This is a genomic window from Burkholderia sp. AU33803 (genome assembly GCF_002223095.1).
Taxonomy (GTDB): domain Bacteria; phylum Pseudomonadota; class Gammaproteobacteria; order Burkholderiales; family Burkholderiaceae; genus Burkholderia.
In genome coordinates, this window is the sequence record NZ_NKFJ01000006.1 from 2,600,548 (window position 1) to 2,626,598 (window position 26,051).

Sequence of the window (26,051 nt, forward strand, 5' to 3'; positions counted from 1 at the left end):
TGAATTGAAGCGCGCATGCAACGCGGATAGCCTTGCGGAACGTCGCGGCACGGTGCCGTGGCGCGTCGTGTCGAACCGGAGCAACAACGTGCAAGGCCTACCGCGCAGGATCACGCAGGCGGTGCTCTACGAAGCGATCGCGATTTCCTGCATCTCGCCGGTGATCGCGGCGATCTTCAAGCAGGACCTCGTCTATTCGGGCGCGCTGTCGGCGACGATGTCGGCGATCGCGATGCTGTGGAACATGATCTTCAACGCGCTGTTCGAGCGCTGGGAAGCGTCGCGTCGTCAACCGACACGCACGCTCGGGCGGCGGATCCTCCACGCGACCGGATTCGAAGGCGGGCTGATCTTCATCCTGGTGCCGGTCGTGGCGGGGTGGCTCGACATCTCGTGGCTCGACGCGTTCGTCGTCGACATCGGGCTGTTCGCGTTCTTCTTCTGCTACGCGTTCGTGTTCCAGTGGGCGTTCGATCGGGTGTTCGACGTGCCGGCGGCGACGAAGGGGTCGTGAGGCGGGTGCGAGATACTCACCCCGCGACGCGGGCAAAGTCAGATCCGGTCGAAGTTGAACGGCGTCACGCCAGGCAAACCATCGACCCGCTGCACGGCGACACCGCACCAGGCGCCGATCATGCCGGCCATGCGGCGCGCCTGCTCGCCGTCGTTGATCCGCCCCATCAGGTCGATCGGCTGACGGCTACGAAACACGAGCACGAGCTGCGCCAGGTCGCTCTGGATCTTCACCCGCGAACCGCCCACGACCGCGCCGTCGATACTTTTCCGGCCACCGACCAGCAGGTGCTCCAGATCGCGGCACGCGTAGCTACTCAGCACCGGCTTGCGCAGCAGCCGCGTGGTGCGAATATCGATCCAGCGTTCGTCGTCGCGCCAGCAAAAATGCGCTTCGCGCAGCGGACCGGCAAACCAGCGCGCGCGCATCAGCTTACGGCCGATCCAGATCAGCAGCACGCCCGCGCCGGCGACGAACACACCGAAAACGCCAAGCCCGAGCCATGCGTACCACGCATGCAATTCGTCACGGGTGACGCTCCCGGCAAGCAGCGGTACGACCATCATGCAGGCCAGTCCCGACGCACTCAGCCCGAAGCCGAACGACCACCACACGAAGTGACCCATGCGCATGCGCCGCGGCGACAGGATCAGGTCCCGGCCGTCGGGCACGCACGCATAGCCGGCCTCGAACACCCACCGGTCCGGCGTCAGCGGCCAGATCATCATGCAGATCAAGCCCAGTGCGCCCAGCGCGACTGTGGCCCAACCCAGGATTGCTTCGACGAGAGGCGGCATAGGCATACCCGATTGCGATCCATTGCGCTGCGCGAAACGAACGTCCGGTCCGGATCAGTCGGCGCGATTCTGTCCTATCCTTTTTCGCGCGGCAAGCGGCTGCGGCTCCGTGAAGTGTGCTGGAAGTGCCGTTTACGCCCCGCCCGCGATCTTCGGCAACTGCCAGCCGAAGCGCACGGCCGCCATCCGCAGCGCAAAGCAGGCGATGCCGCCGAGCACGGCTGCGACGACCGGCGGACAACCGAGCCGCCGGCACGACACGACGACGACCGCGCCAAGCAGCGCCGCGCTCGCATAAATGTCCGTGACCAGCACGACCGGTATCCGCGCGAGCAGCACGTCGCGCACGACACCGCCGCCGCAACCGGTCACGGCGCCCATCAGCGTCGCAATGAACGGATGAACCCGGAATTCGAGCGCCTTCACCGCGCCCGCGACCGCGAACAACGCAAGGCCTGCTGCATCGAGCGTCGTGACCAGCGATGGAGAAAACGCGGCGACCCGCTCATGAAACACGAACGCGAACAGCCCTGACGCGAATGCGAGCGCCGGATAGCGCCAGTCGCTCACGGCGCTCGGCGGCCGTGCGCCGATCAGCAGATCGCGGATCACGCCGCCGCCGAGCGCGACGACGAGCGACAACACCATGACCCCGAACAGGTCGAGTCCGGCACCGATCGCCGCATTGGCGCCCTCGATTGCGAATACCGCCGTGCCTGCGAGATCGGCGGCCAGCACCACGTGCTCGATGCGCTTCATGCGCGTGAATGGCCGTAGTGCGGCATCGTCCGGCTGCAGCCTGCGTCGCGACAAGCCGACGCGCCGTTCGGCCTCGGCCGCCTGCCGGCCACCTGCCGCCATCCGGATACCTCAAGCGCACTGCGTATCATGACCGCCTCCTCGATCGGAATCGGGCAGTCTAGCGCATCGACCGCTCACGGTCGGGCCGCGTATGAAGCCGAATGCAAAAAGCCGGCGGCAGCAGGATGTGTACCCTGCTTCCGCCGGCTCGACCGCACGCCGGGCCTCCGGTCAGGAGCGCGAGGCCCCGCGCACCTCGCTCAATGCACGCCGAGATAGGCCTTCACCGCCGGCAGGCCCGGCTTGCCGTCGAGCGTCGTCACGCCCGCGAGCCACTTGTCGAGCGCCTGCGGATTCGCCTTCAGCCACTCGGCCGCCGCCTTGTTCGGGTCTTCCTTGTTCATGATCGGCACCATCACGTGGTTCTCGATCGTCGTCGTGAACTGCAGGTTCGACACGAACTTCGCGACGTTCGGGCAGCGCTGCGCGTAGTCGGGCGGCGTCGCCGTCAGCACCTTCGCTTCGCCGTAGTTCGGGCCGAACACGTCGTCGCCGCCGCTCAGGTAGTCGATCTTCATCTGCACGTTCATTGGATGCGGCTCCCACCCGAGGAACACGATCCACTGCTTGTCGCGGATCGCGCGATTCACCTCGACCAGCATCCCGGCCTCGCTCGACTCGACCATCTTGAACTTGCCGAGGCCGAACTGGTTGCCGTCGATCATCTTCTTGATCAGCAGGTTGCCGTCGTTGCCCGGTTCGATCCCGTAGATCTTGCCGTTCAGCTTGTCCGCGTACTTTTGAATGTCCGCGAACGACTTCAGGCCGCCCTGGTACACGTAGTCGGGCACCGCGAGCGTGTATTTCGCGCCGGTCAGGTTCGGCGTCGACAGCACCTTGATCTGGCCGGCCTTCGTGAACGGCTGGATGATCGGGTCCATCGTCGGCGACCAGTAGCCGAGGAACACGTCGATCTGCTTGCTCTTGATGCCGGCGAACGTGATCGGCACCGACGCGATCGTCTTCGTCGGGCTGTAGCCGAGCCCCTGCAGCATCGTCGACGCGAGGCCCGTGGTCGCCGCGATGTCGGACCAGCCGACGTCCGCGAAGCGCACGTTCTTGCACACGGGCGGATCGGCCGCATACACGGCCGACATCGGCGCGGTTATCCCGATCCCGCACACCGCTGCGATCAATAGGCGCTTCATCTTGCTTCTCCTCAAAGTGATGTCGTTTGCTTGAATGCGGGATCGTTTATTGAAGCCGCGCGCCGCGATCCCGGCGGCGTCGCGGACCATGGGTTCGGTCAGCGCCCCGGCAACCGGCGCTCGTAGCTCGGCGCGTGGCCGAACTGCGCACGGTAGGCCTTGCTGAAATGGCACGGCGAATGAAAGCCGCAGACCGTCGTCACGCGTGCGATCGACGCGTCGGTCGTACGCAGCAGGTCGCGTGCGCGCTTCAGGCGCAGCGTCAGGTAATAGTGGGTCGGCGACACGTTCAGGTACACCTTGAACATGCGCTGCAGGTGCCGCTGCGACAGCCGCACGAGCCGCGCGAGCTCCTCGAGCGACAGCGGCTCCTCGATATTCGCCTCCATCAGCCGAACGACCTCGATCAGCTCCGCGCGCGAGAAGCCGACGCGTGCATCGACCGGAATCGGCTGCGTGTCGGTCGAGCTGCGGATGCGCTCCAGGATGAACTGTTCGGATACCTGCGCGGCCAGCTGCTGGCCGAAGCGCATCCCCACGAGGTTCAGCATCAGGTCGAGCGGCGCGGTGCCGCCGGTGCAGGTCAGCCGGTCGCGATCGACGACGAACAGTTCGTCGGCGAAACCCACTTGCGGAAACTCGGCATGCAGCGCGGACAGGTTCTCCCAGTGGACGGTGCAGCGATACCCGTCGAGCAGCCCGCTCGACATCAGCGCATACGCGCCCGTGCAGATGCCGCCGAGCGGCAGGCCACGTTCGGCGAGCGCCGCGAGCGTATCGCGCGCGCCTTCGTCGACCACGTCGCGGATGCGGATGCCGCCGCACACGATCATCACGTCGGGCAGGTTCGTGTAGTCGAGCGCCTGCGTGGGCCGTACCGCGATGCCGTTGCTGGCGTGAACCGGGCTGCCGTCGAGCGAATAGATCGACCACTGGTAGTGATCGGCGCGCCCGACGTAGTTCGCCATCCGAAGCACTTCGACGGCGCTCGAGAACGCGATCATCGAAAAGTTCGGCAGCGTCAGGAAGCCGAAATGGGCGAGCGATGAAACCGGTGAAACGCAGGCTGCGGGCGCGACAGCGACGGCGGACGTCACATCGGTCTCCTGTCGAGGAGGTTGCAGGGGGCCAGCCCCGCGGCCGAAACCGCGGAGGCCATCATCTATGTTCAGGATGAGCGGCCGGAGGGTTCCGGCCGCCGGAGGTCAAGCCTGCGCGGGCGAGGCCTTCACGCGAAACAGCTGCTTGAGACCCGAGAACAGCGGCGCCTTCACGGTGCCCGGCGCACGGCCGAAGCTTTCGGTGATGCGGTCGAGAATGATCGCGAGCAGCACGACCGACAGACCGCTTTCGAAACCGAGGCCGATGTCGAGGCGCTGGATACTGGCGAGCACGTCGTTGCCCAGGCCGCCCGCACCCACCATCGACGCGATGATCACCATCGACAGCGCCATCATGATCGTCTGGTTCACGCCCTGCATGATCGACGGCAGCGCATTCGGGAACTGCACCTTGTACAGCAGCTGCCACGGCGTGCAGCCGAAGGCCTGGCCGGCTTCGACGATCTCGCGGTTCACGTGGCGGATCCCGAGGCTCGTCAGGCGCACCGCCGGCGGCATCGCGAAGATCACCGTCGACAGGATCCCCGGCACGCGGCCGAGACCGAACAGCATCGCGGCCGGAATCAGGTAGACGAAGGCCGGCATCGTCTGCATCAGGTCGAGGATCGGGCGCACGATCGCGGCGACCCACTTGCTCTTCGCGGCCCAGATGCCGAGCGGGATCCCGAGCACGAGGCTGATGATCGTCGACGACAGCGTGAGGCCGAGCGTGATGACCGTCTGGTCCCAGAAGCCCGTCGCGAAGATCAGCAGCAGCGATAGCGTCGTGAACAGCGCGAAGCGCCAGCCCACCCGCCACAGCCCGACGCCGATGAAGATGGCCATCATCAGCCACATCGGGATCGCCTGCAGGCCGTGCTCGACGAATGCCGCGAGCCCTTCGATCGCCTGGCCGATCGTGTCGAACGTCTTGGCGTCGTGGTCGAGCAGGTAGTGAACGGACTGGTCGACCCAGGTACCGAGCGGAATCATTTCAGACATGGGAACCTCGCGAACGCGTGATGGCTTTCAGGATGAGCGCACGATCGACCGAGCCGCAGTAGCAGCCGTCGTCGTCGACGACCGGCAGCGCATTCGGGCTCGCGACCACACGCGCGACGACATGTTCGAGCGACGCGTCGCGCCGGATGGATTCGATCGGGCTCACGAACGGCGTCGCCTGACCGATCGCTTCGCGCGTGACGAAGCCGCGGATCTTGCGTTGCGCATCGAGCACGAACGCATAGTCGGCACTGCCGTTCAGCGTCGCCGCGACGTTCGCGGCATCGCACTTCGACACGATCGGCACGGCGCCCGTCTGCATCAGGTCGCCGGCGGTCAGGTAGCGGCTGGTGTCGATGCCGTCGAAGAACGCGCGCACGTAATCGTCGGCCGGGTTCGCGATGATGTCCTGCGGCGTGCCGACCTGCACGAGCCGGCCACCCTCCATGATCGCGATGCGGTTGCCGATGCGCAGCGCTTCTTCCAGATCGTGCGACACGAACATGATCGTGCGGCGTTGTTCCTTCTGCAGTTGCAGCAGCACATCCTGCATTTCCCGGCGCTTGAGTGGATCGAGCGCGGAGAACGCCTCGTCCATGATCATCAGCGACGGGTTCACGGCCAGCGCGCGGGCAAGGCCGACGCGCTGCTGCATGCCGCCCGACAGCTCGGACGGCAGCTTGTGCGAGAACGGGGCGAGGCCGACCTGCTCGAGCACTTCCATCGCGCGGCGCTCGCGCTCCTTCTTGCCCATCCCCCCGACTTCGAGTCCGAACGCGGCATTCGACACGACGGTGCGGTGCGGCATCAGCGCGAACGACTGGAACACCATGCTCATGTCCTTGCGGCGCAGCGCGGTCAGCGCCGAGCGGCGCGCCGACGCGACGTCGAGCCCGTCGATCATCACCTTGCCGGCGCTGGGATCGACCAGCCGGTTCACGAGGCGGATCAGCGTGGACTTGCCGGAGCCCGACAGGCCCATCAGCACGAAAATTTCGCCTTCCTGCACATCGAAGGAGACGTTGTGCACGCCGACGACCTGGCCGGTGCGCTTGAGCACCTCGTCCTTCGTCGCGCCGGCGGCGAGCATGTCGAGCGCCTGCTGCGGGTTGCTTCCAAACACCTTGCACAGACCTTCGACCACGACCTTGGGGGCATCCATCGAAACCTTCTCCTCGTGTAGCGGGGACTCGCGCTTGTCTTAGCGTGCCTACATAGTTGCCAGAAAAAACCCCGACCTGCCGACGAATTACGACAAACGCTTGCGCAAATACGACACGGCTGCCAGCCCCGCCGGGCGGGCCGCGGCACGCGGAGGCACCCGATTGCGGCGGCGCAATACGCGCACGGCCAGCAACGACGGGCATCGCGCGTCGGACTTGTGCGCAGCAGCGCGGCGCATATCGCGTCGCGCCTTGCGCCAATTCGCATCCGGCACGCGTCGCTTTACGACAATTTCACGTCCGATCATGCGTCGATCTGCTCAGACGAAAGCGCATCGTCTCCCCCAATAAAAAGCATGACCGTGCAAAAAAGGCGCGCGGCGACACCGGACGGTGCACGCCGCGATACCGCGCCAACCCGGAAAATCCCCAACGGCCGCTGTGATACATTGCCCGCCAATACGCTGATCGCGACGCAGGCCGCCACGCGGCCACCGTGGTCAGCAGCGCATGCCGGTTCGCCTGCCGGCCATGCCGACACCGCCTCGACGGGCAAACATCCGATCGCAGGCCGATAACGATACGAGAGAGGGAGCAAGGCGAGATGAACTGGGCTTTTACCGCAATCGGCTTCATCGTGGGCGGGATTGCCGCATTGATCGGGGATTTCTCCGCCATCACCGGCGCAGTGCTCGGCGCCGCGATCGGATTCTGCCTCGACAACACGCTGCAACAGCGCAAACGCAAGAACAAGGGCACGGCCCCCGGCGCGTCAGCGATGCAGGCACCGCCCGCCCAGCCGCCGGTGCCACTGGCCGAGCGCGTCGCGCGCCTCGAGGCGACCGTCGAGACGCTGACGCGCGAAGTCGCATCGCTGCGCGGCCAGCTGGCCGGCGCGAAGGCCGGCTCGGCCGCGACTGACGCGACCGCGTACACGTCCACGGGGGCCGCCTCTGCCTCTGCCTCGGCAACCCCATCCGCATCCTTCCCGCCTTCGGCCGCCCTGCCGCCGCGCGCGCCTGCCCAGCCGGCCGCCGCACGCGCGGACGCACCGGCGTCCGCCTCGGCACCGGCTCCCAGCCCCGTGCGCGCCGTCACGCCGGCACCGGCACCGACACCGGCCGCCGCGATCCGCGCGAGCGCAACACCTGCCGCCCCGGCGCCCGCACCGTCGGCGCCCCCCGCGCCGCCCAAACCGCGCGAACCCGACCTCGTCGAGCGTGCATTGCGCGCCGCGCGCGACTGGCTGCTCGGCGGCAACACGGTCGTGCGCGTCGGGATCATCGTGCTGTTCTTCGGCGTCGCGTTCCTGCTCAAGTACGCGGCCGACAACAACATGCTGCCGATCGAATTCCGCCTCGCCGGCACCGCGCTGGCCGCGGCCGCGCTGCTCGCGATCGGCTGGCGCGTGCGCGCGCGCCGTGCGGCGTACGGGCTCGTGCTGCAGGGCGGCGGCGTCGGCATCCTGTACCTGACGATCTTCGCCGCGACCAAGCTTTACGCGTTGCTGCCCGTCGGCGCCGCGTTCCCGCTGATGGTGGCCGTGTGCGCGCTGAGCGCGTTCCTCGCGGTGCGGCAGAACGCGCTGCCGCTCGCGTTCATGGGCACCGCGGGCGGCTTTCTCGCGCCGGTGCTGCTGTCGACCGGCCAGGGCAACCATGTCGCGCTGTTCAGCTACTACGCGCTGCTGAACGCGGGCATCTTCGCGATCGCCTGGTTCAAGGCCTGGCGTCCGCTGAACCTGCTCGGCTTCGTCTTCACGTTCACGATCGGCTCGGCATGGGGCGTGACGGCCTACCGCCCCGCGCTGTTCGCGAGCACCGAGCCGTTCCTCGTCCTGTTCTTCCTGATGTACGTCGGCATCGCGCTGCTGTACGCGGTGAAGCGCGAGCTCGCGCTGCGGCACTACGTGGACGGCACGCTCGTGTTCGGCACGCCGATCGTCGCGACCGCGCTGCAGGCGTCGCTCGTGAAGGACATGCCGTTCGGGCTCGCGTGGAGCGCCGTCGCGCTGTCGGCGTTCTACGTCGTGGTCACCGCGTGGCTCGCGCGGCGCCGCGACCGCCTCGCGCTGCTGTTCGAATCCACGCTCGCGCTCGCGGTGATCTTCGCGACGCTGGCCGTGCCGCTCGCGTTCTCCGGTCCGACGACCAGCGCCGCATGGGCGATCGAAGGCGCGGCCGTCGTCTGGCTCGGCGTGCGCGAGAAACGCATGCTGCGCTTCGGTTTCGGGCTGCTGATGCAGGTCGCCGCGGCCGGCGCGTTCTTCACGAGCCTGCTCGGGCCGGCCGACGCCACCGCGCTGCCGGTGCTCAACAGCCCCTACATCGCGATGCTGCTGATCGCGCTCGCGGGCCTGTTCACCGGCTGGTGGCTGCACGGGCGCAGCGAAGCGCGCACGTGGCATGCTTGGATGCCCGAGATCGGCGCCGCGGCCGCCGCATGGGGGCTGCTGTGGTGGGTGAGCGGCGGCCTGCACGAGATCCTCGTCTACGCGAGCCGTCACGTCGACCTGCATGCCGACCGCTTCGTCGTCGATACGACCGCACTGTTCGCGGCCGGCACCGCGTGGCTCGCGCACGTCGCGCGCCGCCGGCTGGCGTGGCCGCTCGCCGAATGGCCGGCGCTCGCGCTGACGCCGGTGCTGGCGCTGCTCGCGCTGCGTGCGTTCGATGTGCACGAAGCGCCGCTGTCGGGGATGGGCGCATTCGCGTGGCCCATCGCCGTCGGCGCAGGCCTTGCGCTGCTGTGGCGTCAGTCGCGCGGCACCGCAGGCGTCGATTCCGCACCGGGCTCGGCGCGCGGCGTCGCGCCATCTCTCTCCGCAGGCATCATCGCGCCGCTGCATACGCTGATGTTCTGGACCGTATGCGGGCTGCTGTCGCTCGAAGGCTTCTGGCGCCTGCGTGCGTACGTGCCCGAAGGCGCGTGGAGCTGGAGCGCGTGGGCCTATGGCCTCGGTGCGCTGCTCCTGCTGGTGTCCGGCCCCGGCTCGCGGCTGCGCTGGCCCGTCGCGGCGTTTCCGCGCGCGTACCAGGTGTGGGGCGCGGCGCCGCTCGCGGCGTTGCTGTGGCTGTGGAGCATCGCCAGCGTGATCAGCGACGGCAACGCGGCGCCGCTCTTCTGGCTGCCGCTGCTCAACCCGCTCGACATCGCGCAGTTCCTCGTGTTCGTCGCGTTCGCCGTGTGGCTGCGCCGCCTGCGGACGCTCGGTATCGCGTGGCATCCGCGCGTCGTCGACTATGCGGCCATCGCGACCGTGTTCCTGTGGTTCAACGCACTGATGCTGCGCACGCTGCATCAGCGCTTCCACCTGGCCTACGACATCGACACCGTGCTGTCGTCGTTCGGCATCCAGCAGGTGTTCATGGTCGGCTGGAGCCTGTTCGCGTTCGCCGGGATGTGGCTGACGCGTCGCGACGGCATCGCCCGCATGTGCGCGCTCGCGTCGCTGCCGCTGATCGTCGTGATGTGGGTGTGGACCTTCTACGCGAACTTCACGCAGGACGGCGAAAGCTGGGCGCGCGTGCCGCTCTTCAACCCGCTCGACCTCGTGCTCGCGGTGGTCTATGCGCTCGCCGCGTCGTGGTTCGTGCGCGCCCGCAAGCTCGGCTGGTCGTTCGACAAGTATCGCGTCGAGCTGCTGAGCGCGGCCGGCGCGACCGCGTTCCTGTGGCTGAACGCGATCCTGCTGCGCACGCTGCATCATTGGGCCGGCGTGCCGTACGAACTCGGCGCGATGGCGGAATCGACACTGGTGCAGGCGTCGGTGTCCGTGTACTGGACGCTCTGCGCGCTCGCCATCACGATCTGGGCCACGCGCCGCGGGCTGCGTCCGCTGTGGTTCGTCGGCGCCGCGCTGCTCGCGCTCACGGTCGTCAAGCTGTTCCTGTTCGACCTGTCGCACGTGTCCGGCATCGAGCGCATCGTGTCGTTCATCGGCATCGGCGTGCTGCTGCTGTTGATCGGGTATTTCTCGCCGCTGCCGCCGAAGGCCGCCGCGCAACAGGACGACCACGCATGAAGCGACTCGCCGCCCTGCTCGGACTGAGCGTGCTCGCATCGTTCGCGGCGGCCGACGGGCGCGTCGCGCAGCGCTTCTCGCTCGACCTCGACGGCGCCGCCGCGTATTACCAGCTCACCGTGCCGCAGCCCGTCTATGCGGCGAGCCGGCGCGACGACCTCGGTGACGTGCGCATCTTCAACGGCGCAGGCGAGCCGGTGCCGTATTCGCTCGATGCCCCCGCGGCGGCCGCGCCCACCGTCCCGCCGAAGCGCACACCCGTGCACTGGTTTGCACTGCCGCCCGCCCGCGCCGACAAGGGCAACGCGCCGCTCGGCGTGACGGTCGGCCCCGACGGCGCGCTGCGCGCGGGCGTCGCCGCACCGGTGCGCGCGGAGCACGGCGCGGATCTCGTCGACCTGTCGCATGCGGACGGCGAGATCGACGCGCTGCTCGTGCACGTGCGCGACGACAGCTACCAGGGGCGTGTCACCGTCGAAGCCAGCGACGACCTGCGCAGCTGGCGATCGCTCGGCAGCACGCAACTGCTGAAGGTGGGCCACGGCGACGCGATGCTGGTGCAGGAACGGATCGCACTCGAAGGCGCGGCGCCGCGCTACCTGCGGCTCGACTGGCTCGACGGTGCGCCCGCGATCGCGTCGATCGACGTCGAGACGCACCCGCGCGATGCACGCGGGACCGACACCGCGTCCGTGCCGCGCCAATGGCGCGACGCGGTGCGCGTGCGGGCCGGCGGTGCCCCCGGCGAATACCTGTTCGACACCGACGGCGCCTATCCGGTCGACCGCGTGCGCATCGACCTGCCGCAGCCGAACACCGTCGCGCGCGCGACGCTGCAGAGCCGCGCCGACGCGCAGGCGCCGTGGCGTGACGTCGCGGGCGCCGTGCTGTTCCGGCTGCAGGGCAAGGCCGGCGAACAGCGCAATCCGCCGCTCGAATTCGCGGCGAATACGGATCGCGCGTGGCGGATCGTCGTCGACATGCGCAACGGCGGATTCGGCGGCGGCCAGCCGGCCGTCGCGATCGGCTGGCATCCGGCCGCGCTGACGTTCGTCGCGCGCGGCGCGCCGCCGTTTACGCTCGGCGTCGGCGACGCGTCGCTTGTATCGTCGGCCGTGAGCCGCGACGCATTGCTGGTGGGCATGGCGCCCGAAGTGCGGCCCGCGCGGGTCGGCGCGGCGTTGCCGGTGTCGGCGGTCGCGCCGGCGCCGGCCGCCGATCCGGATGCCCCGCGCCGCTACGTGCTGTGGGGCGCGCTGGTCGTCGCGGTCAGCGTGCTCGGCACGATTGCGTGGCGCCTCGCGAGAGGCGGCGGCGACACGCACGGCCGCGACGGTTGACGCCGCGCAGCCATGCGCACCGCCCGTCCGCCCGTCTTTACGCGCCGTTTATCTCGCGTGCCGGTTTCTTTCGACGGTCGCAATGCATAACTGCGTACAGTCGTCGCATCGGAACCACGATGCGACGACATGCAGGAAACCTATCCATCGTATGACCGGCCGGCGCCGCGCACGCGCGTGCGCCCGGCCCTGCGGCTGAAGCGGCTTTTGCTGCTCTTCCCGCTCGTGCTGCCGCTGTCGATCGCATGGCCCGCGCATGCCGACGACACGCCCGCAGCGCCGATCAGCGCCGCCAGCACGCCCGAACCCTCGCTTCCCCCGACGCTCGACACGATCGTCACCGCGCTGCGCAACCGCTTTCACGTCGCATACGCCGACGCGCGCACGATCGCGCGCGCGGTGCAGACCGAATCGGATCGCTATGGGCTCGCACCGGCGCTGCTGCTCGCGATCATCGCGGTCGAGTCGGGCTTCGATCGCCACGCGGTCAGTGTCGCCGGCGCGCGCGGGTCGATGCAGGTGATGCCCACCGCCCATCGCGATCTCGTCGCGCATGTGAAGGATCTCTCCGATCCGGCCACCAACGTGCGGATCGGCGCGGCGATCTTCCGCGGCTATCTCGACGATGCGGACGGCGACGTCGAAACCGCGCTCGTGCGCTACAACGGCGGTACGAGGCGCTATGCGCAGCGGGTCGCGCTGCGCGTGCAGCAATTCGATGCGCAGCTGCGCCGTTCGAACGGCGCGGCAAGCGACGCGCTGCGGACGGCCGCGAACCCCTGAGCGCGGCGCTACCGCGCACCGTCGAGCCGGTAGCCGGCGCCCGTCTCCGTGACGATGTACGCGGGCCGCCGCGGGTCGCATTCCAGCTTGCGCCGCAGATGGCCGACATACACGCGCAGGTCGTGCTCATCCTTGCCGTGCGCCGCGCCCCACACCTCGCTCAGCAGGCGGTCGTGCGTCAGTAGCCGGCCCGCGTGATGCGCGAGCGCGGCCAGCAGCCGGAATTCGATCGGGCTCAGATGCACGCGCGCCCCGCCGCGCAGCACCTGGCGATCGCCGAGATCGACGGTCACGTCGCCGAAGCGCACGCACACCGCATCGATGCGCCCGCCGCCCGCTTGCCGCCGCAGGTGCGCACGCATCCGCGCGATCAGCTCGGCGGCGCCGAACGGCTTGGTCACGTAATCGTCCGCGCCCGCATCGAGCGCGGCCACCTTGTCGCGTTCCGCGCTCAGCGCCGACAGCACGATCAGCGGTGCGGCCGAGCACGCGCGCAGTGCACGGATCAGGTCGGTGCCGCCGAGATCGCGCAGGTTCGTGTCCGCGACGATCAGGTCGGGACGTCGCACGCCGACGGCCGCCACGCCCGCCGCACCGGTCGCGGCCTCGAAGACATGCATGTGTTCGGCCTTCAGCGCGACACGGACGAAACGCCGGATGAGCCTGTCTTCGTCGACGATCACGATGACGATGCCCGGTTCGCTCATCCGGCAGCGCCTTCGTCCGGTGCGTGATGCGCGCCCATGCTCAGGCCCATCCGCATGCCACCAGCACCATGTCGATCAGCTTGATGAACGGGAACGGCAACAGTACGCCGCCGAGCCCATACAGCAGCAGGTTCCGGCGCAGCAGCGGCGCGGCGCCGAGCGGGCGATAGCGCACGCCCTTCAGCGCGAGCGGGATCAGCGCGACGATGATCAGCGCGTTGAAGATCACCGCCGACAGGATCGCCGACGCCGGCGACGCGAGGTGCATCACGTCGAACACGCGCAGTTGCGGATACGTTGTCGCGAACGCGGCCGGGATGATCGCGAAATACTTCGCGACGTCGTTCGCGATCGAGAACGTCGTCAGCGAACCGCGCGTCATCAGCATCTGCTTGCCGATCTCGACGATCTCGATCAGCTTCGTCGGGTTCGAGTCGAGGTCGACCATGTTGCCGGCTTCCTTCGCCGCCTGCGTGCCGGTGTTCATCGCCACGGCCACGTCGGCCTGCGCGAGCGCCGGCGCGTCGTTGGTGCCGTCGCCCGTCATTGCAACCAGACGGCCCGCCGCCTGATGCTCGCGGATCGTCGCGAGCTTGGTTTCCGGCGTCGCTTCCGCGAGGAAGTCGTCGACGCCCGCTTCCGCCGCGATCGCCGCGGCCGTCAGCCGGTTGTCGCCCGTCACCATCACGGTCTTGATGCCCATCTTGCGCAGTTCCGCGAAGCGCTCCTTGATGCCGCCCTTCACGATGTCCTTCAGCTCGATCACGCCGAGCACGCGGACAAGGCCGTCGACGCGCTCCGCCACCGCGAGCGGCGTGCTGCCGCGACGCGCGATGTCGGTCACGACCGCGTCGACTTCGCGCGTGACATGACCGCCGTGGGACTCGACGTAATGCTTGATCGCGTCCGCCGCGCCTTTGCGGATCTCGCGCCCCGGCGCCCCGGAGGACGTCCCCGTGGGGAACAGGTCGACGCCGCTCATCCGCGTCTGTGCGCTGAACGACAGGAACACCGGATGCAGCGCCTGCATGTCGCGCTCGCGCAGGTTGAAGCGCTGTTTCGCGAGCACGACGATGCTGCGGCCTTCCGGCGTTTCGTCGGCGAGCGACGACAGTTGCGCGGCATCGGCCAGCGCTTCCTCGGTCACGAACGGCGCGGGTACGAACGCCGACGCCTGGCGGTTGCCGAGCGTGATCGTGCCGGTCTTGTCGAGCAGCAGCACGTCGACGTCTCCGGCGGCTTCCACCGCGCGGCCCGACGTCGCGATCACGTTGGCCTGCATCATCCGGCTCATCCCGGCCACGCCGATCGCGGACAACAGGCCGCCGATCGTCGTCGGGATCAGGCACACGAGCAGCGCCACCAGGGCAGTGATCGTCACCACGTGGCCGGCCTTCATCGCTTCGACCGCGAACGTCGAGAACGGCAGCAACGTGGCGGTGGCGAGCAGCATCACGATCGTCAAGGCAACGAGCAGGATCGTCAGCGCGATCTCGTTCGGCGTCTTCTTGCGCTTCGCCCCTTCGACCATCGCGATCATCCGGTCGAGGAACGCCTCGCCCGGATTGACGGCGACGCGCACGACGATCCAGTCGGACAGCACGCGCGTGCCGCCCGTCACCGACGAGAAGTCGCCGCCCGCCTCGCGGATCACCGGCGCGGATTCGCCGGTGATCGCCGATTCATCGACCGACGCGACGCCTTCGATCACGTCGCCGTCGGCCGGGATCGTGTCGCCGGTTTCGACGAGCACGACGTCGCCCTTGCGCAGGTCGGTCGACGCCATCACTTCGACGACCGACTTCGCACGCGGCGCCGCGAGCTTTTTCGCGACCACGTTGTGTTTCGCACTGCGCAGCGACGCGGCCTGCGCTTTCGAGCGCCCTTCGGCGAGCGCTTCGGCGAAGTTCGCGAACAGCACGGTGAACCACAGCCACAGCGCGATCGCGACGATGAAGCCGGCGGGGGCTTCGGCCTGGCCGAACAGCGCGGCGATCCACAGGATCGTCGTCAGGATGCTGCCGACGTACACGCAGAACATCACGGGGTTGCGGAACTGCGTGCGCGGCGTGAGTTTGCGGAACGAATCGGCGATCGCCGGGCGCACGAGCGCGGGGTCGAACATCGAGCGTACGGCCGTGCGCGGATGGCCCGGCTGCGCGGGGCGCGGGCCTGTCATGGGTGAGAGAGACATGGCGGTTTCCTTTTGCCGGCGCGCCCGCGCATCGGCAGCCGGCATCGGTCAGGCGAGCCGGCTACCGACGCGGGTTGTCGCGTACGGCTTCCGTTTCCACGCAACCATCTTATGAAGGTTCGCGTGAAGATCGCGGCAAAGGATCGCGTCAGGGTATAAAAAGCGCGTAAACGTCCGTTTCGCCGCGGCGCGGCGGGGGTGTCTCGAGGGCCGTACACGAGCGGGAGCGCCACACTCCGCTCATGCGACGCTTACGCGGCAAAGCAGGAAAACGAACCGGGGCGCGGCGTTCAGCCGAACGTGTAGCGCCCGTGCTGACGCGGGCGCCACGGCGACGAGCGGCAACTCGCGGCACCGGCCGCGCGTCGTGCCGCCCAGCCTGCGCCACGGCGCACGTGCTGGCCGCGCCGGGCCACGGCGACCATGCGCGACGGCAACGCATACGCAAGACGCCGCACGGCCGCCACGCGCGCGGCCATGCGCGACGCCGGCGACACGCGGCGCGCCATCTGCGCGACGGGCCGCTTGCAGAGGATCGCGCTGTCGTAGCGCTTGCCGTCGAAGCGCATTACGTCGACGACGTCGAAACCCTGTGCGCCGTAGAACGCAAGCAGGTGCGAAGCGGGATGCGGCGTGTCGAGGGCGAGCAGCGTATAGCCGCGCAACGCAGCCCACTGTTCGGCGAACGCGAGCAGCAACGCGCCGATCCCGCGGCTCTGGCAATCGGGATCGACTGCAACCTGCCGCACGCTCGCGACGCCTTCGCGCCGGTACAGCGAGCACGCCGACGACGGATCGGTCGCATACAGCGTGGCCGTGCCGATCACGCGCCCGCCGCACACGGCGACGTAGCACTCGCCCGCTTCCGCGCGGCGGCGCGTGACGTCCTCGCTCTGGTCGACGCACGTGCAGTTCAGTCCCATCGCGCCGAGCCGCGCGAACGCGCGATGCAGCATCGGCGTGAGTTGGGCATAGCTGTCGAAGGCCGGATCGAAACGCCGCACGATCACCCGATCGGCGCACACGGAAGGCGGCGCGGCGGGAGTGTGTTCGGCGATCGCGTTCCAGGGTATCGACATTGCCTTGCTCCGTGGTTGGGATGCCCGAAGTCTATGAGCGCGCCAGCCGCCCTCGCAAGAAAAAATGTCGTAAAAGTTTGGAGAAATGCGTGCGGGAGAGAGGGTTGCGACAGTGCGCGCCGTGGCTTCGCGTGCGTCGTGGCGATCGCATGACGGAACGCCGATCGTTGTTTGCGCAAGCAATGCATCCGGTGGCCGGATCACGCGTTGGCATGTGCCGTTGACACATGCGGCGACGCCCTCCAGACTCGCGGGTTCCATCCCTCCCCGAGCGCGCTCATGATCACCTGCCACCTTCGCTACGTCATCGATCCGTACAAGCTCGATCAGTTCGAAACCTACGGCAAGATGTGGATCCCGCTCGTCGAAAAATTCGGCGGCACGCATCACGGCTACTTCCTGCCGTCCGAAGGGGCGAACAACATCGCGCTCGCGATGTTCTCGTTCCCGAGCCTCGCCGAATACGAGCGTTACCGCGAACGCTCGATGGCCGACCCGGCCTGCCAGGCCGCGTTCCGCTACGCGGAGGAAACACGCTGCATCGTCAGCTACGAGCGCAGCTTCTTCCGGCCGGTGTTCGAGTAATAGGTAAGAGGCGACGGGCAACGGCCCGACGCATCGCGCCCCTTTTTTCTGACCGGGACGAAAAAAAGCCCCGCCTGCATCCGCGCGGCGGGGCCAACCCATGTCAGTAGAGACATCATGGAGGAGACGGATCCATCTTATCGACCACGGCGCGCCGTCCCAACCAAGCATTTCTGCTATCGATCTGGGCGGCCTCGCACACGATTGCCCCTGCCGCGCGGCATATCGATAGAACGAAAAGTCGTTTTCAGAGTGGCGGCGGGGTCGTTACCATCTGGTTTTAAGCCTGTGCTTAGCCGGGCAAGCCATCCCCAAGGAGCGCCCCTTGACTGCATTCGATCAACACCGCCGCCCGTTCGTCGTCGGCATTGGCGGTACCACCCGCGCAGCGTCGTCGACCGAACGCGCACTGTCGTTCGCGTTGCGCGGCGCGCAAGCGGCCGGCGCGCGCACGCGGCTGTTCGACGGCCCGTTCCTGCATACGCTGCCGCACTACGCGCCCGAACACAAAACGCTGACCGACGCGCAGCGCGAACTGATCGACGCCGTGCGCCAGGCCGACGCGATCATCATCGCGACGCCCGGCTATCACGGCGGCGTTTCCGGCCTCGTGAAGAACGCACTCGACACGCTCGAGGAACTGCGCGCGGACGATCGCCCGTATCTCGACGGTCGTGCGGTCGGCCTGATCGTCACGGCCTACGGCTGGCAGGCGGCCGGCACCGTGCTGACGTCGCTGCGTTCGATCGTGCACGCGCTGCGCGGCTGGCCGACGCCGTTCGGCGCCACCGTGAACACGCTCGAAACGCGCTTCGACAGCGCCGACAGCTGCTCGGATCCGAAGGTGGTCACGCAGCTCGAGACGGTCGGCACGCAGGCGGCCGAGTTCGCGCTCGCGTTCGCCTCGCATCGCGCGGCCTCGCATGCGGCATCGGTCGATGCGCTCGCACCCGTGCTGAAGATCGCCAACCAGTAATTTTCCTGCCTTCCGCCGCCCGCGCCCGGACGATTCCATTCGTCGGCGCGGGCGGCGCGCATTCGGACGCGCGGCCACGCGCCGTGTCCGTCGACGCCGCTCCCTGCCGCCCTTTCCCCGCACCGATAAGAATTCGGCCCGCCGCGTGATTTGCATTGGCCGAAAGATTGGTTCACGCCGCGGGCGGGTTTTCGTACGCTGAACCTCCGAACTTTCTCCGCGCACGCCATGAACCGTACGATCCGCTACAAGGGCTACGAAGTCGCCCCCGCTGCCGCCCGGTTGCCGAACGGGCTGTTCGCCGCCAACCTGACGATCGAGAAAGCGAGCGGCGGCCCGTCGCCGCGCGCCGTTTCGTTCGACGCGATCGATTTCTTCTTCGAGGAAGAGCACGCGCTGGCCTACGCGTCCCGCTGGGGCCGCCTCTGGGTCGACACGAACGCGTGACGCACGCGTGGCCGGCTATCGTTCGTCAATGAAGACGAGCGGCATACCATGAATGAAATCAATGGCTTGCAGATTATTCCGCCATGATTGCCCGCTTCATTTTTCCATACGAACAAATTCCGCCGCCCCTTTCAGGCCGCGCACGCTGTCCGGCGGCCAGGTGTCCGCGCCGGAGGCTGCGATGGCTGAAACTGAACGGATCACGATCACGAGATTCGTGCCGGAATTCACGTGCGCTCGAACGCATGGGTGACGAGCGCGTCGATCGTGCCGTCGTGCCGAAATCCCGCCTCGACGGCACGGCGGTCAGTCAGCAGCGGTTGTCGTCCGAATAGCCGCTCGATCCGCTCCACCGGCGCGTAGTCGATGTCGAACGAGCCGAACCGCCGGACCAACGCATCGACGATCTCTTGAACCGACAGATGCAGCACCGGGGGCGTCCAGACTCGGCCGACGTGCAACCCCTCTGCGGACATGCGTCCGGCGTGCAGCAGGTTGTCGATACAGCATCTGCGGGACATCCACCACACGGTGGCCGAGGGCGAAACGGGACATGTATATGACTGGCCGCTCTGCGCCGCGCGGAAGATCTGGCTCATGAACGCGGACCCATGTCCCGCAGCAAGCGCCGGACGAGCCACGATGCCCGGCAGACGCAACGCACGGCCATCCAGCTTGCCGCGTCGGGTCCAGTCGGCAAGGATCAGCTCGCCAACCAGCTTATGCACGCCGTAGCTCATCGTCGGGCGCGGCAGGGTGTGCTCGTCCACGGACGGGGGTAACGACTCGCCCAACACGGCAACGCTGCTGGCATAGACGACGCGCGCCGCACGCCCCTGCTCCGTCGCTTGCTTCGCCAGGCGCTCGAACAGCGCCAGCATCCCCGACAGATTCACCCGGTCGCCCTCGGCCGGTTCGGCTTCCGCCTGCGAGCCGGGCATGCTCGCCAGATGAAAGACGACGTCGACAGGTTTCGACAGCTGCGGCTCGAGAATCTCCGGGCTGCTGAAATCGCCGACCCGTGCCGTGATTCGCGCATCGTCGTACGGCCACTCCGCTTGCCGGTCGACCAACAACAGTTCCGACACATCGCCGGGCTCCGCGATACCGTCGCGCAGCAGCCGTTCGACCAACGCCGTTCCGACAAATCCGCCCGCCCCGGTCACCAGCACTCTCATGGCCGAGCCTCCTCGTCGTCGGCGCGCGGCGCGCGCACAACCCGTTGATCGATCGTGCCGAACGGTGCGTTGCCGGCGTCATCGCGCGCCGTCATCCTGACCCGGTCGCCAAAGCGCATGAACCGCGTGCGCGCGGCCCCTTCGTCGATCATTTCGATCACGCGGCGCTCGGCGACGCACGCCGAGCCCGCGTTGCGATCGGCATTCGACACCGTGCCGGACCCGACGATCGTCCCCGCCGACAGGCGGCGCGTACGGGCCGCATGCGCGACGAGTTCACCGAAGCCGAAGTTCATCTCGCGTCCATGCGGATGACCGAACCAGCGGTCGTTCCATTCGACGTGCAGGCTCAGATGCACGCGGCCGTCGCGCCAGTGCTCGCCGAGTTCGTCGGGTGTGACGGCAACCGGTGCAAAGCTCGTAGAGGGCTTGGCCTGCAGGAAACCAAAGCCCGTCTTCATTTCGCGCGGGCCGAACGCCCGCAGGCTCCAGTCGTTGAGCTGTACGATCAGCCGGATGCAGCGCAGCGCACCGGCGGCCGATACGCCCATCGGCACGCGCCCCACTACCACGCCGAATTCGCCTTCGAAGTCGATGCAGTCGGCCTCGTCAGGCAAGGGCACGTCGCTGGCCGGACCGAGGAAGTCGTCGCTGGCGCCCTGGTACATGACGGGCACCGTATCGAACTCGTGAATCGGCGGAGTATTGAACGCCTGCTCCATCAGGCGGCCGTGATTCAGAAACGCCGAGCCGTCGCACCACTGCGGACTGCGCGGCAAGGGCGCAGCGCATGCAGCAGTATGGAATGGGCGCGCCTCGGGCACGCTGCCGGCGTTCAACGCGTCGTAACGCGCCTGCAAGCCAGGCGCGAGCGCGTCCCAACGATCAAGCACATCAGCCAGTGTCGTTGCGATCGGTGCAGCTTCGACGGCATGGTGCAGGTCGCGCGACACGAGCAGCAAGCGGCCATCGGCGCTGCCATCGGGCAAGGTGGCGAATTTCATCGTGCGCCTCCGTGTGCGGGCGTGTCGAGCGCAACGGCAATCGCCGGATCGTAGGCACCGTCGATCAGAACGAACAGCATTCGGCATGGACGGCCCGAGCGATTCGCCCAAGCATGGTTGGTTCCCCGCTGAATCACCACGCTGCCCGGCGCCAGTGCGACTTCGGCATCGTCGAGGATCAGGGTCATTTCGCCTTCGATCACCACGCCGTAGTCGATCGACTCGGTGCGATGCATCAGCGGATGCGGCGAGCCGGCCTTCACCGTCGACGCTGCTGCGTCGCCGATCTGGCTGAACGCATCGTGCATTTTCACCGCACCGTGCGCGAGAAATTCCGGCGTGTCGGGTGGAATGTCGACGAAGCGCATACGGGTGCCCTGTTTTGGCGGCGGTAGCATGAGCGCGCCAACCGTGGGATCGGCGCCATTGTCGACCAGGGCGGGGCTCGACGATGTGCTCCACACTTCGTGGAATACGGTGCCGGGAATCGCGGCGATTTCCACCACGGTCGGCAGGGGACCGTCGGATGCGACGATTGCCCGACCGTCGGCATCGTGACCGGTCACCACGCGACGAATCTCTGGAAAGCTCATGCTGCTGCCTCCACGTCGGTGTCGTCGAAAATCGCGACGGCGCGCGTCCACCCTGCCGACGCACCGCGAATCTTGTGCGGGAAGCAACTGATCGTGAAGCCGGTCGGCGGCAAGGCCGTGAGGTTGTACAGCTTCTCCAGATGGCAATAGCCGATATCGCGCCCCGCCTTGTGCCCTTCCCAAATCAGCGACGTATCGCCCGTTTCCGCGATCTTTTTCGCGGTGTAGGAGAACGGGGCATCCCAGCTCCATGCATCGGTGCCGGTCAAGCGCACGCCACGCTGCAACAGGTACATGGTCGCTTCGTAGCCCATGCCGCAGCCCGCATTGACGTAGTCGTCGTGCCCGTAGCGCGATCCGGCCCGCGTGTTCACGACGACGATATCGAGCGGCTGCAGTTCATGGCCGATGCGCGCGAGTTCGGCCTCGACGTCGGCCGCCGTCGCGACGTAGCCGTCCGGAAAGTGCCGGAAATCGAGCTTCACGCCCGGCTGGAAGCACCATTCCAGCGGCACCTGATCGATCGTGATGGACGGTCGGGCCTCACCCAGGCTCGCATCCATCGTCGAGTGGAAATGCCAGGGCGCGTCGAGATGCGTGCCACTGTGGGTCGTCAACGTGACCCACTCCGCGGCGGCAGCTTCACCGTCGGGATAGTCCTCGGGTTTTGTACCCGGCAGCATCGCCATGAATTCGGGCAGCGTGTCGCCGTGCTTCTGATAGCTGATCCTCGGCGCGAGCGGCGGCGGATCGGAGAGAACGTCGTTCTCGAGATAGATGGACAGATCGACGAACCGTCGAACGGGTTTCATGTTCAGACTCCTTGGGATGGGGAACGGCGATCGAGCCGCGAGAAGCAGACTGCCGCAGCGGCGGCGATCAGCACTGCCGCGAACCCGAGGCTGCCGTAGCCGGACTGCTTGACGAGCGTGCCGCCGAGCACCGGGCCAATGGCGGCGCCCGTCATCAGCATCGCCGGCGTCGCGGCCACGGCGCGGCCGGTGCGGTCGATGCGCGCCAGCATGCCGAACGCGAAGGTGTGGGTGAAGATCATCACGGCAGCAAAGACCGAGGTGGCCGCCGCGTACGGCACGAACGCCGCGCTTTGCGTGATGACCAGCGCCAGCGCGGCCTGCACAACGGGGCCCGCCTGCACGACCTTGCGGCCCGGCACGCGCGTTTCGAGCAGTCCCGCGACGGGAGCGGGAAACAGGTTGACGAAGCCGAGCGCGATCAGCGTCGCGATCACGGCACTCAAACCGAATCCGCGATCGAGGCCGATACGCTGGACAAAACTGAACAGCATCGACTGCGTCAGCGCCATGCAGCCGACACCTGCCATGCCGAACCAGACGACACGCTCGAAGCGAGGCTCGTCGCCGGCTGCCGCGCTGCCGCGCGCTTTAAGCGACGGAAACGCGAGCGCGCATGCGATCGCGGCAACGCCCATCACGCTCGCAAAAACGTGAAACAGCATCGGGCCGCCATGCGTTGCTATCAGCCCCGGCACGGTGCCGAGAAACGCGATCGCGAAGATGCCGAGCGCGAGGCCTGAGATCGCGAACAGGCGATGCGGATTGCGGCTTCGTCCAACCGTGCCGTGCGTGAAGCTCAGGCCGCATCCGACAGCGACGCCCGCGACGGCATGCAGAGTCGCCAACGTCAGATAGCGATCAACCGGCACGGACGTGATGCCGACGAACGCACCCGCCGCGATGCCGAAGCCGACGGTCGACATCGCGCGCGCCGGCAGGCGATTCAAGCGCGGCGAGAAAAAGACGCTGCTCAGTACGGCACCCGCCAGGAACAGCGTGGCAAGCAGGCCCGCCTTCTGGGGATCGAGCCGATACGCACCGATCAACGTGCCGACCCAAACCGGCAAGGCCACCAGATCGACCATGCCGGCGCAATGCGCGAGCATCAACGCAACGGTGCCGAACGCGCCAAGCCGCGTCGTGTCGGTCGATATCGACAGGTCGGCACTTGCCGGCGTCGTGGGGGAAAGGTTCGTCTCCATCGTGCCTCCGCTTGCGTCAGATAGGCCGCGCGAGACTCATATGCGTCTCGTGCATGATGCGCCGGTGTTCCTCTTTGTCGCCGCCGCCAATCTCGATCTCGCCAAGACGCCCGGAGTTTTCCACCACCATGCGGCAGCGCTCCCAGCGGCGCGCCTGGAATGCCTGCAACGCAGCTTCCACCGTCACACCGCGCCCCAGCTCTTCTGCGAGCACGATCGCATCCTCGATGCCGATGCCCGCGCCCGCTGCCATATGCGGCGTGGTCGCGTGCACCGCATCGCCGACGAGCACCACCCGTGAGCTGAACCAGGGCGCCGGCAGCAGCAGGCTTTCCAGCGGACGGTAGTTGACGCGCGATTCGGCGCCGATCTGCGCGCGGATGGACCGGATCAGCGGCACGTCGAACATGGCCAGCAACTCGGACAGCATGCGCGGCCATTCGGCGGGATCGATGTAGTCGTTGGTCGGCCTGTCCTCGGTGACGAAGACGTACATTTCCTCCCGGGAAACCGGATTGACACCCGCCTTGATCCGGTGCCCCAGCCACATCGTCGCGCAAGCGATCTCCGCCGGTCGCGGCACCACGGCGCGCCACACGCCCTGGCCCGTATAGCGCGGCTTCGGCGCATCGGGAAACGCCGCAGCGCGCACTTTCGAGTAGAGGCCGTCCGCGCCCACCACGAGGTCGTACGTACCGTGTGTGCCGTCCGTGAACGCCACGTCCACCTGTTCGCCGCGAGGCTCGATCCGCGAGAAGGTACAGCCGAGCTTCACGTGCACGCCTGCGGCGCGTGTCGCCCTGGCGAGAATATCGGCCAGCACCGGGCGCATGATCGCGCCGCCGCCAGGAACGTCCTCGCCGGCCACTCGCGGCGTCGGCAGCGTGCCGATCGACTGGCCGCCGGCCGTGTACAGATTCACGCCGTCGCCGCCGTGGCCGCGTTCGAAGAAGGCGTCGAGCACGCCGATCGTGCGCAGCGCGCGCAACGTCGGGCCGCCAATGCTGATGCCGGCACCGTACGAGCGCCAGCCCGGGTCGATCTCGACGAGGTCGACCGTGAGGCCGAGCTTCGCGCACTGGATCGCCGTCGCCATACCGGAAAAACCGCCGCCTATGACGAGGACGTGTTGAAGAGGGGCTGCCATCTGGGTGTCTCCTTGTTGTGTCTGGTGTGGGTGTGTCATGTCGCGATCAGCACGATGGTGCCGTCGTGCGTCACGTCGATCTCGACGGGTGTCAGCCGCTGACCGAGGCACGGGCCGAGTACGCACTCACCGCTTGCGATATCGAACTGCGCACCGTGCGCGTGGCAGACGATGCGGGTGCCGTCGCCGTTCAGGTAGGCGTCCTTGCGCCAGGCCATCTGCGTTTCGCCGAAAAAGTGCGGGCATGCATCGCGATACGCACGAACCTGCACGCCGTACCGCACGACAAAAAGCGTGTCGTGCCCCTGCCCATCGGGATCGAAGCCGCGCGCGCCGGGATCGGGCAGATCGTCGACGCTTGCGAGACGAATGCGATCGGGATATGTCTCGGACATGACGAAGCGATGCTCGCCGTCAATCCGACTTCGCCGCCGCCGCCCCCGGCGGAGGACCGCCCGGCGCCCACTTGTCGCGATGCTGGAACAGGAACAGTTGCGACGCGTCGGCGCCCATGGGCGCCTCGCGCGCGTTCCATGCATCGTCATGCAGATCCATGTCGGCGTCGTACTCGACGTGACAGCCGAGCGGGCTGTTGAAATACCAGAACCAGTTCGAGCCGAACCGATGACGCCCCGGCCCCCAAAACGACTGGTAACCCTTCGCGACGAAACGCGTGCCCGCCTGCAGCACTTCGGTCGGTCCGCCCATATGGAACGTGAAATGCTCGCAACCCTTCATGAAAGGCGGCGTCTGAATCATGAACAGCGTGTGATGGTCGAGCGTGCCGGCCGGCTGCAGAAACGGCCCGACGCCCGTGAATCGGTCGGTGCAGCGAAAGCCGAGACGCTCCACATAGAAGGCTTCGGCCTTCGCCGCATCCGGCACGAAGTAGACGACGTGCGAGAGCGTGCGCGGAGTCAGCACCGCATCGTCGCTCACGGCCACGATATTCGGCGCGCGCTGCGCAGGCGCGCCTGGCGCATTCACGGGCTCGGCGGCCAAGGCAAGCGAACGGCGCCTGGTCACCTGGAAGCCGATCGCGAAGCCCATGTCGTCGAGCGATTCGATCGATCCGTCGGCGAGCGTGCTCACTTCTCGGTCGCGGCGCAGCTCCGCCGCGATCGCGTCGATCGTCGCGGCATCGGCGACGCCGTAAATCGTCTTGCGCAGCATGCTTGCCGTGCCGAGCGCAGGCGGCAACGCCGGATCGTCGCGGCGCGCGATGTCGATGCCCGTTCCGTCGAGTGCCTCGAAACGGCCGCCGGTGTCGTCGCTGCGCACCGGTAGCAGCCCGTAGTCAAGCAGATATTGGCGGCAGGCGGCGACGTCGTCCACGCCGAAGACCAGCGTATCGGGTCCGATGATATTCATGAGATGTGCGTGCTTGAGATG

At 67.6% G+C, this 26,051-nt stretch carries 25 protein-coding genes and 1 pseudogene; 7 read left to right on the forward strand and 19 right to left on the reverse strand.

The window, feature by feature from the left end; genetic code table 11:
• Positions 1–88: 88 nt before the first annotated feature.
• Positions 89–514 (forward strand): PACE efflux transporter, encoded by a 426-nt coding sequence (locus tag CFB41_RS29015; RefSeq protein WP_089441796.1) that lies wholly within the window; start codon positions 89–91, stop codon positions 512–514.
• A 38-nt stretch (positions 515–552) separates the two neighbouring features.
• Here CFB41_RS29015 and CFB41_RS29020 read toward each other — a convergent pair whose 3' ends face one another.
• The 7 genes and pseudogenes from CFB41_RS29020 to CFB41_RS29050 all read right to left on the reverse strand — a co-directional run bounded on the left by CFB41_RS29020 (position 553) and on the right by CFB41_RS29050 (position 6,893).
• The gene (locus tag CFB41_RS29020) at positions 553–1,311 is read right to left on the reverse strand and encodes a hypothetical protein (protein WP_089458829.1); all 759 of its coding nucleotides are present in this window, start codon (positions 1,309–1,311) and stop codon (positions 553–555) included.
• 132 nt (positions 1,312–1,443) lie between these two features.
• Positions 1,444–2,070: a trimeric intracellular cation channel family protein gene (locus CFB41_RS29025; protein WP_089459030.1), complete on the reverse strand. Its 627-nt coding sequence runs from the start codon at positions 2,068–2,070 to the stop codon at positions 1,444–1,446.
• A 302-nt stretch (positions 2,071–2,372) separates the two neighbouring features.
• Positions 2,373–3,320, reverse strand: a complete 948-nt coding sequence (locus CFB41_RS29030; RefSeq protein ID WP_089441687.1) for a choline ABC transporter substrate-binding protein — start codon at positions 3,318–3,320, stop codon at positions 2,373–2,375.
• Between the two features lie 98 nt (positions 3,321–3,418).
• A complete protein-coding gene (locus tag CFB41_RS29035; protein WP_011354068.1) occupies positions 3,419–4,417 on the reverse strand; it encodes a GlxA family transcriptional regulator in 999 nt (332 codons plus the stop codon).
• 108 nt (positions 4,418–4,525) lie between these two features.
• A complete protein-coding gene (gene choW, locus CFB41_RS29040) occupies positions 4,526–5,422 on the reverse strand; it encodes a choline ABC transporter permease subunit (protein WP_089441685.1) in 897 nt (298 codons plus the stop codon).
• Positions 5,415–6,703, reverse strand: a pseudogene (locus tag CFB41_RS29045) (glycine betaine/L-proline ABC transporter ATP-binding protein); the annotation flags it as partial. The gene choW and the pseudogene CFB41_RS29045, both read right to left, overlap by 8 nt.
• Positions 6,672–6,893 (reverse strand): hypothetical protein, encoded by a 222-nt coding sequence (locus tag CFB41_RS29050; RefSeq protein ID WP_179250192.1) that lies wholly within the window; start codon positions 6,891–6,893, stop codon positions 6,672–6,674. The gene CFB41_RS29050 and the pseudogene CFB41_RS29045, both read right to left, overlap by 32 nt.
• A 296-nt stretch (positions 6,894–7,189) precedes the next feature.
• Here CFB41_RS29050 and CFB41_RS29055 point away from each other — a divergent pair, with 296 nt between their 5' ends.
• From CFB41_RS29055 to CFB41_RS29065, 3 genes are all read left to right on the forward strand, one after another.
• Positions 7,190–10,609 (forward strand): DUF2339 domain-containing protein, encoded by a 3,420-nt coding sequence (locus CFB41_RS29055; RefSeq protein ID WP_089458831.1) that lies wholly within the window; start codon positions 7,190–7,192, stop codon positions 10,607–10,609.
• Positions 10,606–11,949 carry a DUF3999 domain-containing protein gene (locus CFB41_RS29060; RefSeq protein WP_089458832.1) on the forward strand — a complete coding sequence of 448 codons (1,344 nt, stop codon included), beginning with the start codon at positions 10,606–10,608 and terminating at the stop codon, positions 11,947–11,949. Before CFB41_RS29055 ends, CFB41_RS29060 begins: the two co-directional genes overlap by 4 nt.
• 129 nt (positions 11,950–12,078) lie before the next feature.
• On the forward strand, positions 12,079–12,732 hold the full coding sequence (locus CFB41_RS29065; RefSeq protein WP_089458833.1) for a lytic transglycosylase domain-containing protein: 654 nt from the start codon (positions 12,079–12,081) through the stop codon (positions 12,730–12,732).
• An 8-nt stretch (positions 12,733–12,740) separates the two neighbouring features.
• Here the strand turns inward: CFB41_RS29065 and CFB41_RS29070 are convergent, their stop codons facing one another.
• The 3 genes from CFB41_RS29070 to CFB41_RS29080 all read right to left on the reverse strand — a co-directional run bounded on the left by CFB41_RS29070 (position 12,741) and on the right by CFB41_RS29080 (position 16,712).
• Positions 12,741–13,439: a response regulator gene (locus tag CFB41_RS29070; RefSeq protein WP_089458834.1), complete on the reverse strand. Its 699-nt coding sequence runs from the start codon at positions 13,437–13,439 to the stop codon at positions 12,741–12,743.
• Positions 13,440–13,479: 40 nt separating this feature from the next.
• Entirely contained in the window at positions 13,480–15,564 is a 2,085-nt protein-coding gene (gene kdpB / locus CFB41_RS29075) for a potassium-transporting ATPase subunit KdpB (protein WP_089441794.1), read from the reverse strand.
• 359 nt (positions 15,565–15,923) lie between these two features.
• The gene (locus tag CFB41_RS29080) at positions 15,924–16,712 is read right to left on the reverse strand and encodes a GNAT family N-acetyltransferase (protein WP_089458835.1); all 789 of its coding nucleotides are present in this window, start codon (positions 16,710–16,712) and stop codon (positions 15,924–15,926) included.
• Positions 16,713–16,991: 279 nt separating this feature from the next.
• On the opposite strand from CFB41_RS29080, the gene CFB41_RS29085 reads away from it, so the two are divergent.
• From CFB41_RS29085 to CFB41_RS29095, 3 genes are all read left to right on the forward strand, one after another.
• Positions 16,992–17,297 carry an NIPSNAP family protein gene (locus CFB41_RS29085; protein ID WP_089458836.1) on the forward strand — a complete coding sequence of 102 codons (306 nt, stop codon included), beginning with the start codon at positions 16,992–16,994 and terminating at the stop codon, positions 17,295–17,297.
• 325 nt (positions 17,298–17,622) lie between these two features.
• Positions 17,623–18,273, forward strand: a complete 651-nt coding sequence (locus CFB41_RS29090; protein ID WP_089458837.1) for an NADPH-dependent FMN reductase — start codon at positions 17,623–17,625, stop codon at positions 18,271–18,273.
• Between the two features lie 228 nt (positions 18,274–18,501).
• The gene (locus tag CFB41_RS29095) at positions 18,502–18,720 is read left to right on the forward strand and encodes a hypothetical protein (protein ID WP_011354057.1); all 219 of its coding nucleotides are present in this window, start codon (positions 18,502–18,504) and stop codon (positions 18,718–18,720) included.
• A 96-nt stretch (positions 18,721–18,816) separates the two neighbouring features.
• Here CFB41_RS29095 and CFB41_RS38795 read toward each other — a convergent pair whose 3' ends face one another.
• Genes CFB41_RS38795 through CFB41_RS29135 form a run of 9 tightly spaced genes read right to left on the reverse strand, consistent with a single transcriptional unit; the run spans position 18,817 to position 26,030 of the window.
• A complete protein-coding gene (locus CFB41_RS38795) occupies positions 18,817–18,951 on the reverse strand; it encodes a hypothetical protein (RefSeq protein ID WP_256941257.1) in 135 nt (44 codons plus the stop codon).
• Positions 18,948–19,898: an NAD-dependent epimerase/dehydratase family protein gene (locus tag CFB41_RS29100; protein ID WP_089458838.1), complete on the reverse strand. Its 951-nt coding sequence runs from the start codon at positions 19,896–19,898 to the stop codon at positions 18,948–18,950. The genes CFB41_RS38795 and CFB41_RS29100 overlap by 4 nt, the downstream gene beginning before the upstream one ends.
• A complete protein-coding gene (locus CFB41_RS29105) occupies positions 19,895–20,902 on the reverse strand; it encodes a fumarylacetoacetate hydrolase family protein (protein ID WP_089458839.1) in 1,008 nt (335 codons plus the stop codon). The genes CFB41_RS29100 and CFB41_RS29105 overlap by 4 nt, the downstream gene beginning before the upstream one ends.
• Complete coding sequence (locus CFB41_RS29110; protein ID WP_089458840.1) at positions 20,899–21,495, reverse strand: cupin domain-containing protein; 597 nt, start codon at positions 21,493–21,495, stop codon at positions 20,899–20,901. The genes CFB41_RS29105 and CFB41_RS29110 overlap by 4 nt, the downstream gene beginning before the upstream one ends.
• The gene (locus tag CFB41_RS29115) at positions 21,492–22,307 is read right to left on the reverse strand and encodes a cyclase family protein (RefSeq protein WP_089458841.1); all 816 of its coding nucleotides are present in this window, start codon (positions 22,305–22,307) and stop codon (positions 21,492–21,494) included. The genes CFB41_RS29110 and CFB41_RS29115 overlap by 4 nt, the downstream gene beginning before the upstream one ends.
• A gap of 2 nt (positions 22,308–22,309) precedes the next feature.
• Positions 22,310–23,512 carry an MFS transporter gene (locus tag CFB41_RS29120; RefSeq protein ID WP_089458842.1) on the reverse strand — a complete coding sequence of 401 codons (1,203 nt, stop codon included), beginning with the start codon at positions 23,510–23,512 and terminating at the stop codon, positions 22,310–22,312.
• A gap of 16 nt (positions 23,513–23,528) precedes the next feature.
• Positions 23,529–24,659 carry an FAD-dependent oxidoreductase gene (locus CFB41_RS29125; RefSeq protein WP_179250194.1) on the reverse strand — a complete coding sequence of 377 codons (1,131 nt, stop codon included), beginning with the start codon at positions 24,657–24,659 and terminating at the stop codon, positions 23,529–23,531.
• Positions 24,660–24,694: 35 nt separating this feature from the next.
• The gene (locus tag CFB41_RS29130) at positions 24,695–25,054 is read right to left on the reverse strand and encodes a Rieske 2Fe-2S domain-containing protein (RefSeq protein WP_089458844.1); all 360 of its coding nucleotides are present in this window, start codon (positions 25,052–25,054) and stop codon (positions 24,695–24,697) included.
• Between the two features lie 19 nt (positions 25,055–25,073).
• Positions 25,074–26,030 (reverse strand): VOC family protein, encoded by a 957-nt coding sequence (locus CFB41_RS29135; protein WP_089458845.1) that lies wholly within the window; start codon positions 26,028–26,030, stop codon positions 25,074–25,076.
• Between the last annotated feature and the right edge of the window lie 21 nt (positions 26,031–26,051).

Excerpts from the sequence above, each read along its gene's own strand:
- CFB41_RS29110 (WP_089458840.1), bottom strand. The coding sequence starts at position 21,495 with ATGAGCTTTCCAGAGATTCGTCGCGTGGTGACCGGTCACGATGCCGAC.
- CFB41_RS29050 (WP_179250192.1), bottom strand. The coding sequence starts at position 6,893 with ATGATCGGACGTGAAATTGTCGTAAAGCGACGCGTGCCGGATGCGAAT.
- CFB41_RS29080 (WP_089458835.1), bottom strand. The coding sequence starts at position 16,712 with ATGTCGATACCCTGGAACGCGATCGCCGAACACACTCCCGCCGCGCCG.
- CFB41_RS29070 (WP_089458834.1), bottom strand. The coding sequence starts at position 13,439 with ATGAGCGAACCGGGCATCGTCATCGTGATCGTCGACGAAGACAGGCTC.
- kdpB (WP_089441794.1), bottom strand. The coding sequence starts at position 15,564 with ATGTTCGACCCCGCGCTCGTGCGCCCGGCGATCGCCGATTCGTTCCGC.
- CFB41_RS29095 (WP_011354057.1), top strand. The coding sequence starts at position 18,502 with ATGAACCGTACGATCCGCTACAAGGGCTACGAAGTCGCCCCCGCTGCC.
- CFB41_RS29105 (WP_089458839.1), bottom strand. The coding sequence starts at position 20,902 with ATGAAATTCGCCACCTTGCCCGATGGCAGCGCCGATGGCCGCTTGCTG.
- CFB41_RS29025 (WP_089459030.1), bottom strand. The coding sequence starts at position 2,070 with ATGAAGCGCATCGAGCACGTGGTGCTGGCCGCCGATCTCGCAGGCACG.
- CFB41_RS29130 (WP_089458844.1), bottom strand. The coding sequence starts at position 25,054 with ATGTCCGAGACATATCCCGATCGCATTCGTCTCGCAAGCGTCGACGAT.
- CFB41_RS29020 (WP_089458829.1), bottom strand. The coding sequence starts at position 1,311 with ATGCCGCCTCTCGTCGAAGCAATCCTGGGTTGGGCCACAGTCGCGCTG.
- CFB41_RS29100 (WP_089458838.1), bottom strand. The coding sequence starts at position 19,898 with ATGAGAGTGCTGGTGACCGGGGCGGGCGGATTTGTCGGAACGGCGTTG.
- CFB41_RS29135 (WP_089458845.1), bottom strand. The coding sequence starts at position 26,030 with ATGAATATCATCGGACCCGATACGCTGGTCTTCGGCGTGGACGACGTC.
- choW (WP_089441685.1), bottom strand. The coding sequence starts at position 5,422 with ATGTCTGAAATGATTCCGCTCGGTACCTGGGTCGACCAGTCCGTTCAC.
- CFB41_RS29055 (WP_089458831.1), top strand. The coding sequence starts at position 7,190 with ATGAACTGGGCTTTTACCGCAATCGGCTTCATCGTGGGCGGGATTGCC.
- CFB41_RS29120 (WP_089458842.1), bottom strand. The coding sequence starts at position 23,512 with ATGGAGACGAACCTTTCCCCCACGACGCCGGCAAGTGCCGACCTGTCG.
- CFB41_RS29115 (WP_089458841.1), bottom strand. The coding sequence starts at position 22,307 with ATGAAACCCGTTCGACGGTTCGTCGATCTGTCCATCTATCTCGAGAAC.
- CFB41_RS29065 (WP_089458833.1), top strand. The coding sequence starts at position 12,079 with ATGCAGGAAACCTATCCATCGTATGACCGGCCGGCGCCGCGCACGCGC.
- CFB41_RS29085 (WP_089458836.1), top strand. The coding sequence starts at position 16,992 with ATGATCACCTGCCACCTTCGCTACGTCATCGATCCGTACAAGCTCGAT.
- CFB41_RS29060 (WP_089458832.1), top strand. The coding sequence starts at position 10,606 with ATGAAGCGACTCGCCGCCCTGCTCGGACTGAGCGTGCTCGCATCGTTC.
- CFB41_RS29030 (WP_089441687.1), bottom strand. The coding sequence starts at position 3,320 with ATGAAGCGCCTATTGATCGCAGCGGTGTGCGGGATCGGGATAACCGCG.
- CFB41_RS29125 (WP_179250194.1), bottom strand. The coding sequence starts at position 24,659 with ATGGCAGCCCCTCTTCAACACGTCCTCGTCATAGGCGGCGGTTTTTCC.